Source organism: Falsiroseomonas stagni DSM 19981 (genome assembly GCF_900114315.1).
Taxonomy (GTDB): Bacteria; Pseudomonadota; Alphaproteobacteria; order Acetobacterales; family Acetobacteraceae; genus Falsiroseomonas; species Falsiroseomonas stagni.
In genome coordinates this window covers 1,165,542-1,178,607 of the sequence record NZ_FOSQ01000001.1, presented here as the reverse complement: position 1 = coordinate 1,178,607, position 13,066 = coordinate 1,165,542, and the positions used below count along the sequence as shown (strand labels likewise).

The window sequence follows — 13,066 nt, the reverse complement described above, 5'->3', positions numbered from 1 at the left end:
GGCTTGCTGCGCCGCAAATCGAATCACGCGGCTGTCAGCTTGCTTCATCGATGTGTCGCGCGGCGGGGTCAGGCCGGCTGGCGCGCCGCGATGGCGGCGGCGGCCTGCCAGACGAGTTCCTGCACGATCTCTACCGCGGGCTGTTCACGCGTCACCATGCCGACGCTCTGCCCGGCCATCAGCGACCCGTTCTCCACATCGCCATCGACGACGGCGCGACGCAGCGCGCCGGCCCAGAAATGCTCGATGTCGAGCTGCGCTGCGGCCTTCTCGACCTCCCCGGCCAGGAAGCGGCGGATCGTCTCCGCCTGGTGTTCCAGGAAGCGCTTGGTGCCGCCGTTCTGCAGGGCGCGGACGGGGATGACGGGAAAGCGTTCGTCGAGTTGCACGGTCGGCAGCGCATCGCGCGCGGCGCCGCGGATAAAGGCGCGCTTGAAGTTGGGATGGGCGATCGATTCGGTGGCGCAGACGAAGCGGGTGCCGAGCTGCGCGCCGGCCGCGCCCATCTCCAGATACGACAGGATCGCCTCCCCCCGCCCGATGCCGCCGGCGACGAAGACGGGGACGTCGCGGATGAAGGGCAGGATCTCCTGCGCCAGCACGGTCAGCGAGACGGGGCCGATATGGCCGCCGGCCTCCGCCCCCTCGATCACCAGCGCATCGGCGCCGGAGCGGATGAGCTTCTTGGCGAGCGCCAGGGCCGGCGCGAAGCAGACGACCTTGGCGCCGCCATCCTTCGCCGCCTTGATGGCGGAGCCAGGCGGAATGCCGCCGGCGAAGACGATGTGGCCGACCTTGTGGTCGAGGCAGGTCTGGACCAGCTGGTCCAGCCTGGGATGCATGGTGATGAGGTTCACGCCGAACGGCTTCTGCGTCAGCGCCTGGGTGCCCTGGATTTCCTGGGCGAGTCTGTCGGGCTCCATCGCGCCACAGGCAATGACGCCGAAGGCGCCGGCGTTCGACAGGGCCGCCACCAAGTTGCGCTCGCTCACCCAGGACATGGCGCCGCCCATGATGGCGTAGCGCGTGCCGAAGAAGGCGGCACCGCGGGCCATGAGGGCATCGAGCCGGGCGAGGGCCTCGGCGGGCGGAGCCTGGGGGGGGAGCGCGTCCATGGTGATCCTTCAGCCTTCACCGCGCCGGGCCGGTTCCGGCCCGTCCAGCCCATAGGCCGTGTGCAGGGCGCGGACCGCAAGCTCCGTGTAGTCGGCGGGGATCAGCACGCTCACCTTGATCTCGCTGGTGGAGATCACCTGGATGTTGATCCCCTTCTCCGACAGCGTCTTGAACATGGTGGTGGCGACGCCGGCATGGGTGCGCATGCCGATGCCGACGACGCTGATCTTCGCGACATCGGGGTCGGCGATCATCGCCTCGAAGCCGATCGTCGCCTTCTCCTTCTCCAGCAGGTCGCGGGCGCGGGGCAGGTCGGTGCGGCCGAGGGTGAAGGTCATGTCCGTGCTGCCATCGGCGCCGACATTCTGGACGATCATGTCCACATTGACGTTGGCGGCCGAGAGCGGGCCGAAGACGGAGGCGGCGACGCCGGGCCGGTCCGGCACGCGGCGGAGGGTGACCTTCGCCTCGTCACGGGAATAGGCGATGCCGGACACGATGGGCTGTTCCACGATTTCGTCCTCGTCAACCACCAGGCTGCCTGGCTTGTCCTCGAAGCTGGAGAGAACCTGGACCCGCACGCGCTGCTTCATGGCCAGTTCCACGGAGCGCGTCTGCAATACCTTGGCCCCGACCGAGGCCAGTTCCAGCATCTCCTCATAGGAAATGCGGTCGAGCTTGCGGGCCCGGGGCACGATGCGGGGGTCGGTCGTGTAGACGCCGTCCACATCGGTGTAGATGTCGCAGCGATCCGCCTTCACGGCGGCGGCGATGGCGACGGCGGAGAGGTCGGAGCCACCGCGGCCGAGGGTGGTGACGCGGTTCCGCGTGGGCTCCAGCCCCTGGAAGCCGGCGATGACGGGCACCTGGCCGGCCTGCATGCGTTCGATCAGCAGCGACCCGTCGATGCTCTCGACGCGCGCCTTGCCATGGGCCTGGTCGGTCAGGATGGGGATCTGCCAGCCCTGCCAGGACCGGGCCTCCACGCCGATGGTCTGCAGCGCGATGGCGAGCAGGCCGATGGTCACCTGTTCGCCGGTCGCCACCACCACGTCGTATTCGCGGGCGTCATGGAGCGGCGAGAGGTCCTGGCACCACTTCACCAGCTGGTTCGTCGTGCCGGACATGGCGGAGACGACGACGGCGACCTCATGGCCGGCCTCCACCTCCCGCTTCACGCGGTTCGCGACGTTGCGGATGCGGTCGAGGTCGGCGACGGAGGTGCCGCCGAACTTCATCACGATGCGGGCCATGCTGGGTCCGGAGTGCCGTTCTCAGGGGTCGGGGGGCGGATCGGACGGGGTGGACCCGTTGCGCCCCGCCGGGGGGCGGACAGATAACGGGGGGCGGGCCGGCGGGCAACCTCGCCAGGGCAAGCCGGGGCTTTATTGGGGGGCGGGAATGGCAGGCACGGCGGTCGAGGCGGAAATCCGGAAGTTCGGCGCGCTGGCCGATCGCTGGTGGGACCCGGGCGGGCCGATGAAGCCGCTGCACCGGATGAACCCGTTGCGGACGGGGTGGATCGCGGAACGGATCGCCCGCGCGCATGGGCGGACGGGGCGGGACCTTTCGGGGCTGACCCTGCTGGATGTGGGCTGCGGCGCGGGGTTGGCCGCGGAAGCCTTTGCGCGGTTCGGCGCGCGGGTGACGGGGGTGGATGCGGCCGCCGATGCCGTGGCCGCGGCGCGGGCCCATGCGGCGGCGGGGGGGCTGGAGATCGAGTACCGGGAGGGCGGGCCGGAAGACCTGCTGGCGGAAGGTGCCCGCTTCGACGCGGTGGTGGCCCTGGAGGTGGTGGAGCATGTGGAGGAACGCGCGGCGTTCTACGCGGCGCTGGCCGGGCTGGCGTCGGGGCCGGTCTTCCTGTCCACGCTGAACCGGACCGCGAGGTCCTTCCTGATGGCCAAGCTCGGCGCGGAATACCTGCTGCGGCTGCTGCCCGTCGGCACGCATGACTGGAAGATGTTCGTGACGCCGGGGGAGCTGGGCGCGGGGCTGAAGCGCGCGGGGCTGCGGGTGACGGATATCGCGGGGATGACGATGGACCCGCTGACGGGGGGGTGGCGGGAGAGCCGGGACCTGGGGGTGAACTACCTGGTGATGGCGGGGCGGTAGGGGGGGGGTCAGCCGGGGGGTAGCGCGCGCCGGGTGATGCGGCGGGCGCCGTGGAGGATGCGGAGGACCTGCACCTCCTCCGCCGTGGTGCGATAGAGGATCACATACGGGGCCTCGGTCAGGCGGCGGACACCGGGGCCGAGTCGGGGAAGTCGTTCCCCGGCATCGGGATGGTCGGCCAGCAGGCGTACCCGATCGATCAGTCGGTCCACCAGCGGCCCCGCACTGGCGGGGCGGTGGTCCGCCACATAGGCACGTGTATCGACCAGGTCGGCAATCGCCGCCGGGAAGAAGCGGAGCCGCAGCACCTAGCGGGGCCGCAGCGTCGCGCCGTTCAGGACGTGGTCCCTCAGATTGCCGAGGTCCACCTCGACGGGCTCGCCACTGGCGAGCGCCACCTCATAGGCCTGCTTCAGCCAGGCCTCGTCGTCATCGGCCAGGCTTGCTTCGGCGACTTCCAACTGGTGCAGGGCTTCCCGCAGCACAGCGTCGGCGGAGGGGAAGCGGCCGCTGGCCACCTTCGCCTCGATGATCGCGACCAGGTCGGGGGAGAGGGTGATGGTCATCCTGGGCCTCCTCTCCCCTCATAACACGCCAGGGCGGCTCGCGTCCCGGTCTACGCCGCCGCGACGCTGGCGACGAAGCCGCGGACCTCGTCCTTCAGCCGTTCCGCCTGGCGGGAGACGTCGGAGGCGGCGCCGAGGACCTGGTCGGCCGCCGCGCCGCTGTCATTCGCGGCCTGGGTGACGCCCTGGATGTCGGCGCCCACCAGCTGCGTCGCCTCCACCGTCTGCTGCACGCTGCGGGCGATCTCCTGCGTCGCGGCGCCCTGTTCCTCGACGGCCGAGGCGATGAGGGTGGCGATCTGGCTCACCTCCTCGATCCGGCCGGCGATGCTCTGGATCGCGGTCACGGCGTCCCTGGTCGCGGCCTGGATCGTGCCGATCTGGGCGCCGATCTCCTCCGTCGCGCGGGCGGTCTGGCCGGCCAGCGACTTCACCTCGCTCGCCACCACGGCGAAGCCCTTCCCGGCCTCCCCGGCGCGGGCGGCCTCGATGGTCGCGTTGAGTGCCAGGAGGTTGGTCTGGCCGGCGATGCTGGTGATGATGCCGACGACGTCGCCGATGCGCTGCGCGCCGGCGGCCAGGGCCTGCACGGTGGCATCGGTGCGGCGGGCATCCTCCACCGCGGCGCCGGTGATGCGGGCGGATTGGGCGACCTGGCGGCTGATCTCCCCGATCGAGCCGCTGAGCTGTTCGGCGGCCACCGCCATGCTTCGGACGCGGCTGGTGGCATCCGTCGCGGCGGCCTGGACGCTGTCGGCCTTGGCGTTCGTCTCGGTCGCGGTGCCGCGCATGGACCGCGCGGTGCGTTCCAGTTCGGCGGCGCGGCCGGCGAGGAGGGCGACGGTGCCGCCGACCTTCTCCTCGAGGTTGGAGAGCAGGCCGCGCAGCACGCGCTGGCGTTCGGCGGCGGCCTCGGCCTTCAGCCGTTCCTGGTCGGCGGCCAGGCGCGCGCTGTCGGCCATGCTGGTCTTGAAGACCGCAACGGCCTTGGCCATGGCGCCGACCTCGTCGCCGCGGTCCTGGCCGGGGATCTCGGCGGCGAGGTCGCCCCGCGCCAGGCGCAGCATGGCGTCCGTCAGGCGCTTCAGCGGCGCCACGGCGCGGAGCGACCAGGCGGCGATGCCCGTGCCGATCAGCAGCCCGGCGGCGACAAGGGCGATCATCAGCGTCTGGAAGCCTTCCGCCACGGCGCGGGCCTGCGTCGCCACGGTGCGGTTCTTGGCTTCCTGCAGGTCGATGAAGCGGTTGATGCGGGCCAGCCATTCGACGAAGGCGGGGCGGGCCTGGTCCATCAGCAGGCGGTGGGCCGCTCCGGCCTCCCCGCGCTGGCGGGCCTCGATCACCTGGCGGATCAGCGGCATGGTGCGGGCCTCGATCTCCTTGATCGAGGCGAGGATGGCCTGTTCGTCCGGCGTCACGCCGGCGCCGCTTGCCATGATGGCGTCGAGCGGCGTGGCGCTGCGGGCGTAGAATTCCTCCAGCCGCGTGATCTCGGCCAGCGCGGCGGCGCGTTCGGCGGGGGTGGCGAGGAGGACGACGTCGCGCAGGCTGATGGCGCGGTCATGCACGCTGCCGCGGAAGTTGATGACGTAGCGCTGCTAGACGCTGTTCACGTCGTTGATGGTGGCCAGGCTGGCGCTGATGGCGTTGACGCGGTTGGTGGCGATGACGCCGAGCGTGACGATGAGGGCGAGGACGAGACCGAAGCCGATGGAGAGGCGGAAGCCGATGCTGCCGCGACGGGGCGCTGTGGTGACGGTGGCGGACATGAAGTGACGAATCCTCGCTGGTCGACAGCTCCAACGGGAGCGGGGCCGGGGGGTTACGGGCACCCGGCGGGTGGGGCCAGTCGAGGATTGTCGGTTAAGTTCGTGTCACGCCGGTAAAGCGGCGGCGCGCTCAGCCATCCGCACGGGGCACCCACGGAAGGCGGGCGATGTCGATGCCTTCCTCGGCCAGGGCCTCGGCCTCGGCGTCCGAGGCCTCCCCGTAGATGCCGCGGGCCTCGGCTTCCCCGTTCGCGATCTTGCGGGCCTCATCGGCGAAGGCGGGGCCGACATAGTCGCAGGATTTCTCCACCTCCGCCCGCAGGCGCTGGAGCATGGCGAGGAGCTGGGCCGGGATGGGGCCGCCGGCGACGCGTTCGGGGTTGCCGATCGGCGCGGTGTCGGGCGCGGGGGGGGTGGTGGCAGGGGCTTCCGCGGCCTCCGCCGCCGGGGGGGGCGCGGGCAGGGCCTTGCGGCGGGATTTGCGGATGGCGGGTGCCATCAGGGCGCGCTCGACCTTGGCGCTGCCGCAATGCGTGCATTCGACCAGGCCGGCCCTGGCCAGCGCCTCGAACCCCTTGCTGTCCTGGAACCAGCCATCGAATTCATGGCCGGCATGGCAGCGCAGCTGGTAGTGGATCATCCCCTGTGGTCCCGGTGGCCCGTTTCGGGCGGCTTGTCGCGCCGCATTCTGGCACTCCGGCAACCCGAGTGCCAGCCGCGGCACGTCATGCCGCGATCAGGGGATCGAGCCCGCCCTGGCGGTCCAGCGCCATCAGGTCATCGCAGCCGCCGATGTGGCGGCCATCGATGAAGATCTGCGGCACGGTGGTGCGGCCGCCGGAGCGGCTTGTCGCGTCCCGGCGGGCGTCGGAGCCATTGGGCGCCCAGATCTCCTCGAAGGGCACGCCCTTCTTGCGGAACAGGCCCACGGCGCGCGCGCAGTAGGGGCAGAAATCCTGGACGTAGATCTCGATCTTGGCCATGCGCCCCACATCGGTCCGCCGGCCGGCGCGGTCAAGCCTCTGGATCGGGCTTCGCGCCGGAGGCGCGGGTCAGGCTTCCGCCTGCAGGCGGGGGTCCGGCACGCGGGCGGCGACGAGGACATCGACGGCGGCGGCCCCGGCGGCGAGCAGGGCGCGGGCGCAGGCATCGACGGTGGCGCCCGACGTCATGACATCATCCACCAGCAGCACGCGACGGCCGCGCAGGCGCGGGATGGCGCGCGGGCGGATGGTGAAGGCATCCGCCACCAGCGCCGCGCGGGCGGCGGCGCCGAGGTCGCCGAGCGGGGGCGTCGGCCGGCGGCGGCGCAGCAGGTCCGGGATGCAGGGACGATGCGCGCCCCGGGCCAGGCGCTGCGCCAGCAGGGCCGCCTGGTTGTAGCGGCGGCTGAACAGGCGCCGCCAATGCAGCGGCACCGGCGCCACCAGGTCGCAGCGTGCCAGCAGCGCGGCGCCGGCCCGGGCCATGTGGGCCGAGAGCGGCCCCGCGAGTTCCGGCCGGTCCGCATGCTTGAAGGGCAGCACCAGGCGCTGGCTGGCATTGTCGTAGCGCAGCGCGGCGCGGGCGGTGTCATAGGCCGGCGGATGGTCCAGGCAGCCGGGGCAGAGGCCCCCCGCGCCCCCCTGCCCCGCATGCAGGAAGGGCACCCCGCAGCGCGGGCACATCGGCGCGGTGATGCGGTGCAGGCCGCGGAAGCAGGCGGCGCAGAGCGTGCCCTGCGTTTCCACCGCTTCCTCGCAGGTCAGGCAATGCGGCGGCATCACGGCGTCGAGGACGCCGAGGCCGAGGCGTTTCAGGCGTGAAACGCTACCCATGGCCCCCCTGGGCACCGAAGGGGGCGTCGCCGTCGCGCTCCACGGCATGGACCAGGTCGATCTCCCAGGCCAGGTAGGCGCGCATCGCCTCCTCCACCCCCTCGTTCCGGTCATAGGGGCGGAGCCAGGCGTCGATGCAGGCCGCGTCCGGGGGGTTCTGGCGGTCGGCGTGGAGCGGCAGGCCGGCGGCAGCCCAGGCGGTGGTGCCGCCTTCCAGCACCGCGACCGGGCCGGCGTGCATGGCCGACAATTCGGCGGCGGCGAGGGTGGCGAGGGCGGGGTCGGGCGCCGTGGCCACCAGCATCCGGTCGCCAGGCAGGCGCGGCGCCAGCGTGGCCAGGCGGGTGCGGACGCCCCAGAGCGCGCCGGGAATGTGGCCGGCGCGGAAGGCCAGGCTGCGGCCGCAATCGATGACGGTGGCGCCGCCCGAGGCCAGGCGGGCGGCGAGGTCCGGCGCCGTGATCGTCGCCGCCTTCGGCAGGCCCGGGATGGCGGGGGCCGGGTGGCCGGATTCGAGCCGGCCCTCCATGGCGTCCGTCAGGCAGAACACCTCCCAGCCCCCGAGCTGGCGCAGCCAGCCGCCGGTCATGGCGGCGCGGGTGCCGGTATCGTCGGCCAGGATGATCCGGGCATGGCGGGTGGCGACCCAGCCATCGGTGGCCTGGACCAGCTGCCCGCCGGGGGCGGAGATGGCGCCGGGGATGTGGCCCTCCGCATATTCGGCGGGGTCGCGGACATCGAAGAGGTGGGTGGTGCGGGCGGGGTCGGCGAGCAGGTCGGCCGCCGCCGCGCGGGTGATCCAGCGGATGCCGGCCTGGTCCGCGAAGCGCTTCGCGCGGGCCAGGGTCTCCGCCGCATCGGGGGGCGTGCCGGGGGCGTAGCGGTCATCCCGGCCGCGATCGCAGGTGAAGCCCGCGAGTTCCCAGCCCATGGTGCCGTTGCGCAGCGCCACCACCGGGTTGGGCAGGCCGGCGCGGCGCAGGCTTTCCGCCCCCAGGATGGATCGGGTGCGACCGGCGCAGTTCACCACCACCGTGGTCGTCGGGCGGGGGACCATGGCGGGGACGCGATAGGCGAGTTCCGCGCCCGGCACGTCGATGGCGCCGGGGATGGACATGGCGCGGAATTCCGCGATCGGGCGGCTGTCCACGATGATCATATCCCGCCCTTCCGCCTGCATGGCGGCGAGTTCGGCGGGGTCGATCGAGGGGGTGCCGTAATGGTGCTCCACCCATTCCCCGAAGGCCTTGGAAGGCACGTTGAAGCCCGAGAAGAGCTCGTAGCCCGCCGCTTCCCAGCCCTGCGTGCCGCCTTCCAGCACATGCAGGTCGGTGCAGCCGATCGTGGCGAGGAAGGCGGCCAGCCTGTCGGCGTAGCCCCCCTCCCCGCCATCGACGCAGACGATGCGGGTGGCGCGGCGGGGCAGCAGGCGGGGGGCGCGAAGCTCCGCCTGGGACAGCGGGCAGGGAATGGCCCAGAAGAGGTGGGAGGCGCTGAACTCGCCTTCCTCCCGCGCATCGAGGATCGCCAGTTCGGCGCCGTCGCGGAGCCAGGATTTCAGCGTCGCCGGGGGGATTGTCGGGGGCATTTCGGGTGTCCGGGCGACGGTCGTGGTGCGGGCGGGGGGAACCCCTCACCCAACCCTCCCCCCCCCATGGGAGGAGAGGGCTTTTCGGGCTTGAGGGCTGCGGATCAGGCCTTGGGCTGGGCCGTCGGCTTCATGAAGGCCTTGTTGTAGAGGGTGACGGCGCCCGTCTCCTCGTCATAGCCCTTGCGATCCTCCAGCTTCTCCAGCGCCAGGCCGTACATGTGAAGGTGGCGGGTGGGCACGTCGCCGGTGGTGTGGATGGAGTGGATGTCCTCCGGCATCAGGCAGATGCCCCGGCCGGGCTCCACCATGATCTCCTCCGCCACATGGATGGCGCAGCGCTCGGGGTCCGATCCGTCATCGGTGCGGGCATAGACCTTGTTCAGCTCCTGCCCCTCCACCGCGACGACGACGGCCCAGGTGGTGTGGTCATGCGGCTTGGTGCGGTTGCCGGGGTTCAGCGCGTTGAGATAGAGCGCGAAGCGGTTGTCCGCGTCTTCCTGCAGCAGGTAGCGGTTGGCGCCCTTGGCGCCGGCCTCCGGCGGCGGGAAGACATGGCTGGGGAAGAGGTGTTCCTGCGCGGCCAGCGCCAGCAGCTCCGCCCGGATTTTCTCCAGCGCCGGGCGGGTGACGCCCATCTCGCCCTCGATCGCGCGGATGCGGTCGATGGTGGAAGCGACGGCGGCGGCGCGGGCGGCCGAGGCATCGGTGACGTTCATGGGGGCCATCCTCCGGTTTGTCGGGGAAGCCTAGCGCGGCTTGTCGCCGGGGCGAAGCGGGGGCATCTCCGATCCCATGGATGCGATGATGGTGTTCGACCGGGCCCTGGTGCGGCGGCGGCGGGACAGGGCGGCGGCGAGGGTCGGGCGCGTGGCGCCGGTGCTGGAGGATTGCGCCGACCGGCTGCTGGACCGGCTGGACGACACGACCAGGCGCTTCAGCCGCGCGCTGGAGATCGGCGGGCGGGGCGTGGTGGCGCCGCGGCTGCGGGCGCGGGGCGTACCCTTCGTGGTGTCGATGGATCTGTCGGCCGCGATGCTGCGGGCAGGGGGCGAGGGCATGGCCGTGGCGGGGGATGAGGAGTTTCTGCCCTTCGCCCCCGGCGCCTTCGACCTGATCGTGGCGTCGGTGTCGCTGCACTGGGTGAACGACCTGCCGGGCGCGCTGGTGCAGATCAGGCGGGCGCTGGCGCCGGATGGGCTGTTCCTGGCGTCGCTGCCCGCGCTCGGCACGCTGCAACCCCTGCGGGATGCGCTGGGCCAGGCGGAGGCGACGCTGCGCGGCGGCATCTCGCCCCGGGTCTCGCCCTTCCCGGAACTGCGGGACGGCGCGGGGCTGCTGCAGCGCGCGGGCTTCGCCCTGCCGGTGGCGGATCTGGAAAACGTCTCGCTGGCCTATCGCACGGCGCTCGGCCTGTTCGGCGACCTGCGCGCGGCCGGAGAGGCCAATGCGGTGCTGGCGGCGGACCGGCGGACACCGCCGCGCGCCCTGCTGCCCATGGCCGCGGCGGGGCTGGAACGGGGGCCGGCGGGGATCGACCCGGTGCTGCGGCTGATGGTGCTGACCGGCTGGTCCCCGCATGAAAGCCAGCAGCAGCCCGCCCGCCCCGGCAGCGCCACGCATCGCCTGGCCGATGCGCTGGGCACGGTGGAACGCAAGACGGGCGAGAAGGCCGGCCACTGAAGCCTGGCGGGTAGGGCAGCCCTGCCCGCCACGCGCTTGCAACGCCGGGGGCCGGGGCGCATTTATCGGGTCATCCCCACGCCAGCCCGGACGGTCAGACCACGATGGAGCAGCAGGGCGGCGAAAGCCGCCGCATCACGATCCACTCCCCCTCCGACTTCGAGGGGATGCGCCGCGCCGGCCGCCTGGCGGCCGAGACCCTCGACATGATCACCCCGCATGTGAAGCCGGGGATCACGACGGAGGCGCTGGACCGGATCATCCACGACTTCACGCTGGCGAACCACGCGATCCCCGCGACGCTGGGCTATCGCGGCTACACCAAATCATCCTGCACCAGCATCAACCACGTCGTCTGCCACGGCATCCCCGGGGAGCGCGTGCTGCTGGACGGGGACATCATCAACATCGATGTCACCGTCATCCTGGATGGCTGGCACGGCGACAGCAGCCGCATGTATGTGGCGGGCCAGGCCTCGACCAAGGCCAAGCTGCTGATGGACGTGACCTATGAGAGCATGATGCGCGGCATCGCGGCGATCCGGCCCGGCGCCACGCTCGGCGATGTGGGGCACGCGATCCAGACCTTCGTGGAAAAGCACCGGTTCAGCGTGGTGCGGGACTTCTGCGGCCACGGCATCGGCCGGCGCTTCCACGAACCGCCGAACGTGCTGCATTTCGGCCGGCCCGGCGAAGGGCCGACCCTGAAGCCCGGCATGTTCTTCACCGTGGAGCCGATGGTGAATGCCGGGCGGCCGGAGGTGAAGATCCTGGACGATGGCTGGACCGCGGTGACGCGGGACCGCAGCCTCTCCGCCCAGTTCGAACACATGGTGGGCGTGACGGAAGACGGGGTGGAGATCTTCACCATCTCCCCCATGGGGATGCACCGGCCGCCCTACGGGGCGTGAGACCGCCCCGCCCCTCGCGGGGCGCCCGATGCGCCTGATCGACCCTCGCCCCACCCCGGGGCGGGGGTTTTTCATGTTGACCGCCTCGGCACATCGCCTTATGTAAATGTGAATCACATACACATAAAGGCATCGCCGTCGTGACCCTTGCCCCGCTCCTCGCCGCCCCCGCCATGGTCCAGGTCCATGCCTTCTCCGCGATGGCGGCGCTCGGGCTCGGCATCGTTCAGCTGGTCGCGCCCCGGGGCACGCTGCCGCATCGGCATCTGGGCCGGGTCTGGGTGGTGCTGATGGTGACCGTCGCTCTGTCCTCCTTCTGGATCACCAGCGCCGCGCGGGGGCACCACTATTCCTACATCCACCTGATCTCGATCGCGGTGCTGGTCATGCTGCCGCTGGCGGTGCTGCGGGTGCGGCGGGGGAATGTGGCGGCCCATGGGCGGCTGATGGTCTCGATCTTCTTCGGCGGGCTGATCATCGCGGGCGGTGCCACCCTGCTGCCGGGGCGGATCATGGGGGCCGTCGTCTTCGGCTGGTGAACGCCAGGGTTGAAGATCACCCGGTGTTCGTTGCACCCTCGGGGTCGATCACCATGGGGACGGGATGGCCCGGAAGCCGCAATTCTCGGAAGCGACCGCCGGCCTGGAGGGGCTGTTCCCGGAGGCCGTATCCCGGCCGGAGGAGGCAGAACCGCCTGGCCATCTCGGCCATCGCGCGCGGATGCGGACCCGGCTGCTGACGGCGGGGCCGGATGCGCTGCTGGATCATGAGATGCTGGAGATGCTGCTGTTCCAGGCGCTGCCGCGGCGGGACACCAAGCCCATCGCCCGCGCGCTGCTGGCGCGCTTCGGCAGTTTCGCCAATGCCATCGCCGCGGAGCCGCGGGAGTTGCAGGCGGTGGAGGGGATGGGGGAGGCCGGCGCGGCGGCGCTCAAGACCGTGCATGGCGCGGCGCTGCGGCTGATGCGGGCCGAGGTGCGCGACCAGCCCGTGCTGAACAACTGGGACAGGCTGATCGGCTACCTGAATGCCGCCCTGGCCCGCGAATCCATCGAGCAGTTCCGCGTGCTGTTCCTGGACAGCAAGAACCGGCTGATCGCGGATGAGGCGCAGGCGCGTGGCACGGTGAACCACACGCCGGTCTATCCGCGGGAGGTGGTGAAGCGCTGCCTGGAATTGCAGGCGACGGCGCTGATCCTGGTGCACAACCACCCCTCCGGCGATCCGACGCCGTCGCGCGCCGACCTGGAGATGACGCAGGAGGTGAAGGCGGCGGCGAAGGTGCTGGGCATCGTTGTCCATGACCACCTGATCATGGGCAATGGCCGGCATTTGTCCTTCAGGCGCGAGGGCCTGCTATAGGCGCGGGCGGCCTCGCGGGGAAGGCGCTGCCTTCCCCGCACCCCATCAGCCAGGGGCGAGACGCCCCTGGACCGTCATCAGGGAAAACCCGGCGGTCCAGGGTCCCCTTGGACCCTGGCGTGGGGGGTATCGGGGGGAG

General features: G+C 71.6%; 16 protein-coding genes. 5 read left to right on the top strand and 11 right to left on the bottom strand.

Features of this window, described 5'->3' with window-relative positions; all coding sequences use genetic code 11:
• Window positions 1–68: 68 nt before the first annotated feature.
• Together BM041_RS05480 and BM041_RS05475 are read right to left on the bottom strand one after the other, a co-directional pair.
• The gene (locus BM041_RS05480) at window positions 69–1,115 is read right to left on the bottom strand and encodes an NAD(P)H-dependent flavin oxidoreductase (protein WP_092956539.1); all 1,047 of its coding nucleotides are present in this window, start codon (window positions 1,113–1,115) and stop codon (window positions 69–71) included.
• A gap of 9 nt (window positions 1,116–1,124) precedes the next feature.
• Entirely contained in the window at window positions 1,125–2,369 is a 1,245-nt protein-coding gene (locus BM041_RS05475; RefSeq protein ID WP_092956536.1) for an aspartate kinase, read from the bottom strand.
• Window positions 2,370–2,517: 148 nt separating this feature from the next.
• Between BM041_RS05475 and ubiG the strand changes: the two genes are divergently transcribed.
• Complete coding sequence (gene ubiG, locus BM041_RS05470) at window positions 2,518–3,231, top strand: bifunctional 2-polyprenyl-6-hydroxyphenol methylase/3-demethylubiquinol 3-O-methyltransferase UbiG (RefSeq protein WP_092956533.1); 714 nt, start codon at window positions 2,518–2,520, stop codon at window positions 3,229–3,231.
• Between the two features lie 8 nt (window positions 3,232–3,239).
• Here the strand turns inward: ubiG and BM041_RS05465 are convergent, their stop codons facing one another.
• The 9 genes from BM041_RS05465 to BM041_RS05430 all read right to left on the bottom strand — a co-directional run bounded on the left by BM041_RS05465 (window position 3,240) and on the right by BM041_RS05430 (window position 9,690).
• A complete protein-coding gene (locus BM041_RS05465) occupies window positions 3,240–3,539 on the bottom strand; it encodes a type II toxin-antitoxin system RelE/ParE family toxin (RefSeq protein ID WP_092956530.1) in 300 nt (99 codons plus the stop codon).
• Window positions 3,540–3,797, bottom strand: a complete 258-nt coding sequence (locus BM041_RS05460; RefSeq protein ID WP_092956528.1) for a ribbon-helix-helix domain-containing protein — start codon at window positions 3,795–3,797, stop codon at window positions 3,540–3,542.
• Between the two features lie 50 nt (window positions 3,798–3,847).
• A complete protein-coding gene (locus tag BM041_RS30440; RefSeq protein ID WP_245761934.1) occupies window positions 3,848–5,365 on the bottom strand; it encodes a methyl-accepting chemotaxis protein in 1,518 nt (505 codons plus the stop codon).
• Window positions 5,366–5,395: 30 nt separating this feature from the next.
• Entirely contained in the window at window positions 5,396–5,566 is a 171-nt protein-coding gene (locus BM041_RS31115; RefSeq protein ID WP_245761933.1) for a hypothetical protein, read from the bottom strand.
• A 130-nt stretch (window positions 5,567–5,696) separates the two neighbouring features.
• Window positions 5,697–6,206 (bottom strand): DUF1178 family protein, encoded by a 510-nt coding sequence (locus BM041_RS05450; protein ID WP_092956526.1) that lies wholly within the window; start codon window positions 6,204–6,206, stop codon window positions 5,697–5,699.
• An 85-nt stretch (window positions 6,207–6,291) separates the two neighbouring features.
• Window positions 6,292–6,549 (bottom strand): glutaredoxin 3, encoded by a 258-nt coding sequence (gene grxC, locus BM041_RS05445; RefSeq protein ID WP_092956523.1) that lies wholly within the window; start codon window positions 6,547–6,549, stop codon window positions 6,292–6,294.
• Between the two features lie 69 nt (window positions 6,550–6,618).
• Window positions 6,619–7,383, bottom strand: coding sequence for a double zinc ribbon domain-containing protein (locus BM041_RS05440; RefSeq protein ID WP_092956520.1), 765 nt, complete (start codon window positions 7,381–7,383; stop codon window positions 6,619–6,621).
• Entirely contained in the window at window positions 7,376–8,971 is a 1,596-nt protein-coding gene (locus BM041_RS05435) for a rhodanese-like domain-containing protein (RefSeq protein WP_092956517.1), read from the bottom strand. Before BM041_RS05435 ends, BM041_RS05440 begins: the two co-directional genes overlap by 8 nt.
• Before the next feature lie 104 nt (window positions 8,972–9,075).
• Window positions 9,076–9,690: a cysteine dioxygenase family protein gene (locus tag BM041_RS05430; protein WP_092956514.1), complete on the bottom strand. Its 615-nt coding sequence runs from the start codon at window positions 9,688–9,690 to the stop codon at window positions 9,076–9,078.
• A gap of 76 nt (window positions 9,691–9,766) precedes the next feature.
• Between BM041_RS05430 and BM041_RS05425 the strand changes: the two genes are divergently transcribed.
• From BM041_RS05425 to radC, 4 genes are all read left to right on the top strand, one after another.
• Entirely contained in the window at window positions 9,767–10,654 is an 888-nt protein-coding gene (locus BM041_RS05425; RefSeq protein WP_092956511.1) for a methyltransferase domain-containing protein, read from the top strand.
• Window positions 10,655–10,758: 104 nt separating this feature from the next.
• On the top strand, window positions 10,759–11,565 hold the full coding sequence (map, locus tag BM041_RS05420) for a type I methionyl aminopeptidase (RefSeq protein WP_092956509.1): 807 nt from the start codon (window positions 10,759–10,761) through the stop codon (window positions 11,563–11,565).
• Window positions 11,566–11,705: 140 nt separating this feature from the next.
• Window positions 11,706–12,104, top strand: coding sequence for a DUF2306 domain-containing protein (locus tag BM041_RS05415; protein WP_092956506.1), 399 nt, complete (start codon window positions 11,706–11,708; stop codon window positions 12,102–12,104).
• Between the two features lie 64 nt (window positions 12,105–12,168).
• Window positions 12,169–12,927 carry a RadC family protein gene (gene radC / locus BM041_RS05410; protein WP_092956503.1) on the top strand — a complete coding sequence of 253 codons (759 nt, stop codon included), beginning with the start codon at window positions 12,169–12,171 and terminating at the stop codon, window positions 12,925–12,927.
• Window positions 12,928–13,066 lie beyond the last annotated feature (139 nt).

What these genes read in the sequence shown, in the direction of transcription:
- BM041_RS05480 (WP_092956539.1), bottom strand. Translation starts at nt 1,115, where the DNA reads ATGGACGCGCTCCCCCCCCAGGCTCCGCCCGCCGAGGCCCTCGCCCGG.
- BM041_RS05475 (WP_092956536.1), bottom strand. Translation starts at nt 2,369, where the DNA reads ATGGCCCGCATCGTGATGAAGTTCGGCGGCACCTCCGTCGCCGACCTC.
- ubiG (WP_092956533.1), top strand. Translation starts at nt 2,518, where the DNA reads ATGGCAGGCACGGCGGTCGAGGCGGAAATCCGGAAGTTCGGCGCGCTG.
- BM041_RS05460 (WP_092956528.1), bottom strand. Translation starts at nt 3,797, where the DNA reads ATGACCATCACCCTCTCCCCCGACCTGGTCGCGATCATCGAGGCGAAG.
- BM041_RS31115 (WP_245761933.1), bottom strand. Translation starts at nt 5,566, where the DNA reads ATGTCCGCCACCGTCACCACAGCGCCCCGTCGCGGCAGCATCGGCTTC.
- BM041_RS05450 (WP_092956526.1), bottom strand. Translation starts at nt 6,206, where the DNA reads ATGATCCACTACCAGCTGCGCTGCCATGCCGGCCATGAATTCGATGGC.
- grxC (WP_092956523.1), bottom strand. Translation starts at nt 6,549, where the DNA reads ATGGCCAAGATCGAGATCTACGTCCAGGATTTCTGCCCCTACTGCGCG.
- BM041_RS05440 (WP_092956520.1), bottom strand. Translation starts at nt 7,383, where the DNA reads ATGGGTAGCGTTTCACGCCTGAAACGCCTCGGCCTCGGCGTCCTCGAC.
- BM041_RS05435 (WP_092956517.1), bottom strand. Translation starts at nt 8,971, where the DNA reads ATGCCCCCGACAATCCCCCCGGCGACGCTGAAATCCTGGCTCCGCGAC.
- BM041_RS05430 (WP_092956514.1), bottom strand. Translation starts at nt 9,690, where the DNA reads ATGAACGTCACCGATGCCTCGGCCGCCCGCGCCGCCGCCGTCGCTTCC.
- BM041_RS05425 (WP_092956511.1), top strand. Translation starts at nt 9,767, where the DNA reads ATGGATGCGATGATGGTGTTCGACCGGGCCCTGGTGCGGCGGCGGCGG.
- map (WP_092956509.1), top strand. Translation starts at nt 10,759, where the DNA reads ATGGAGCAGCAGGGCGGCGAAAGCCGCCGCATCACGATCCACTCCCCC.
- radC (WP_092956503.1), top strand. Translation starts at nt 12,169, where the DNA reads ATGGCCCGGAAGCCGCAATTCTCGGAAGCGACCGCCGGCCTGGAGGGG.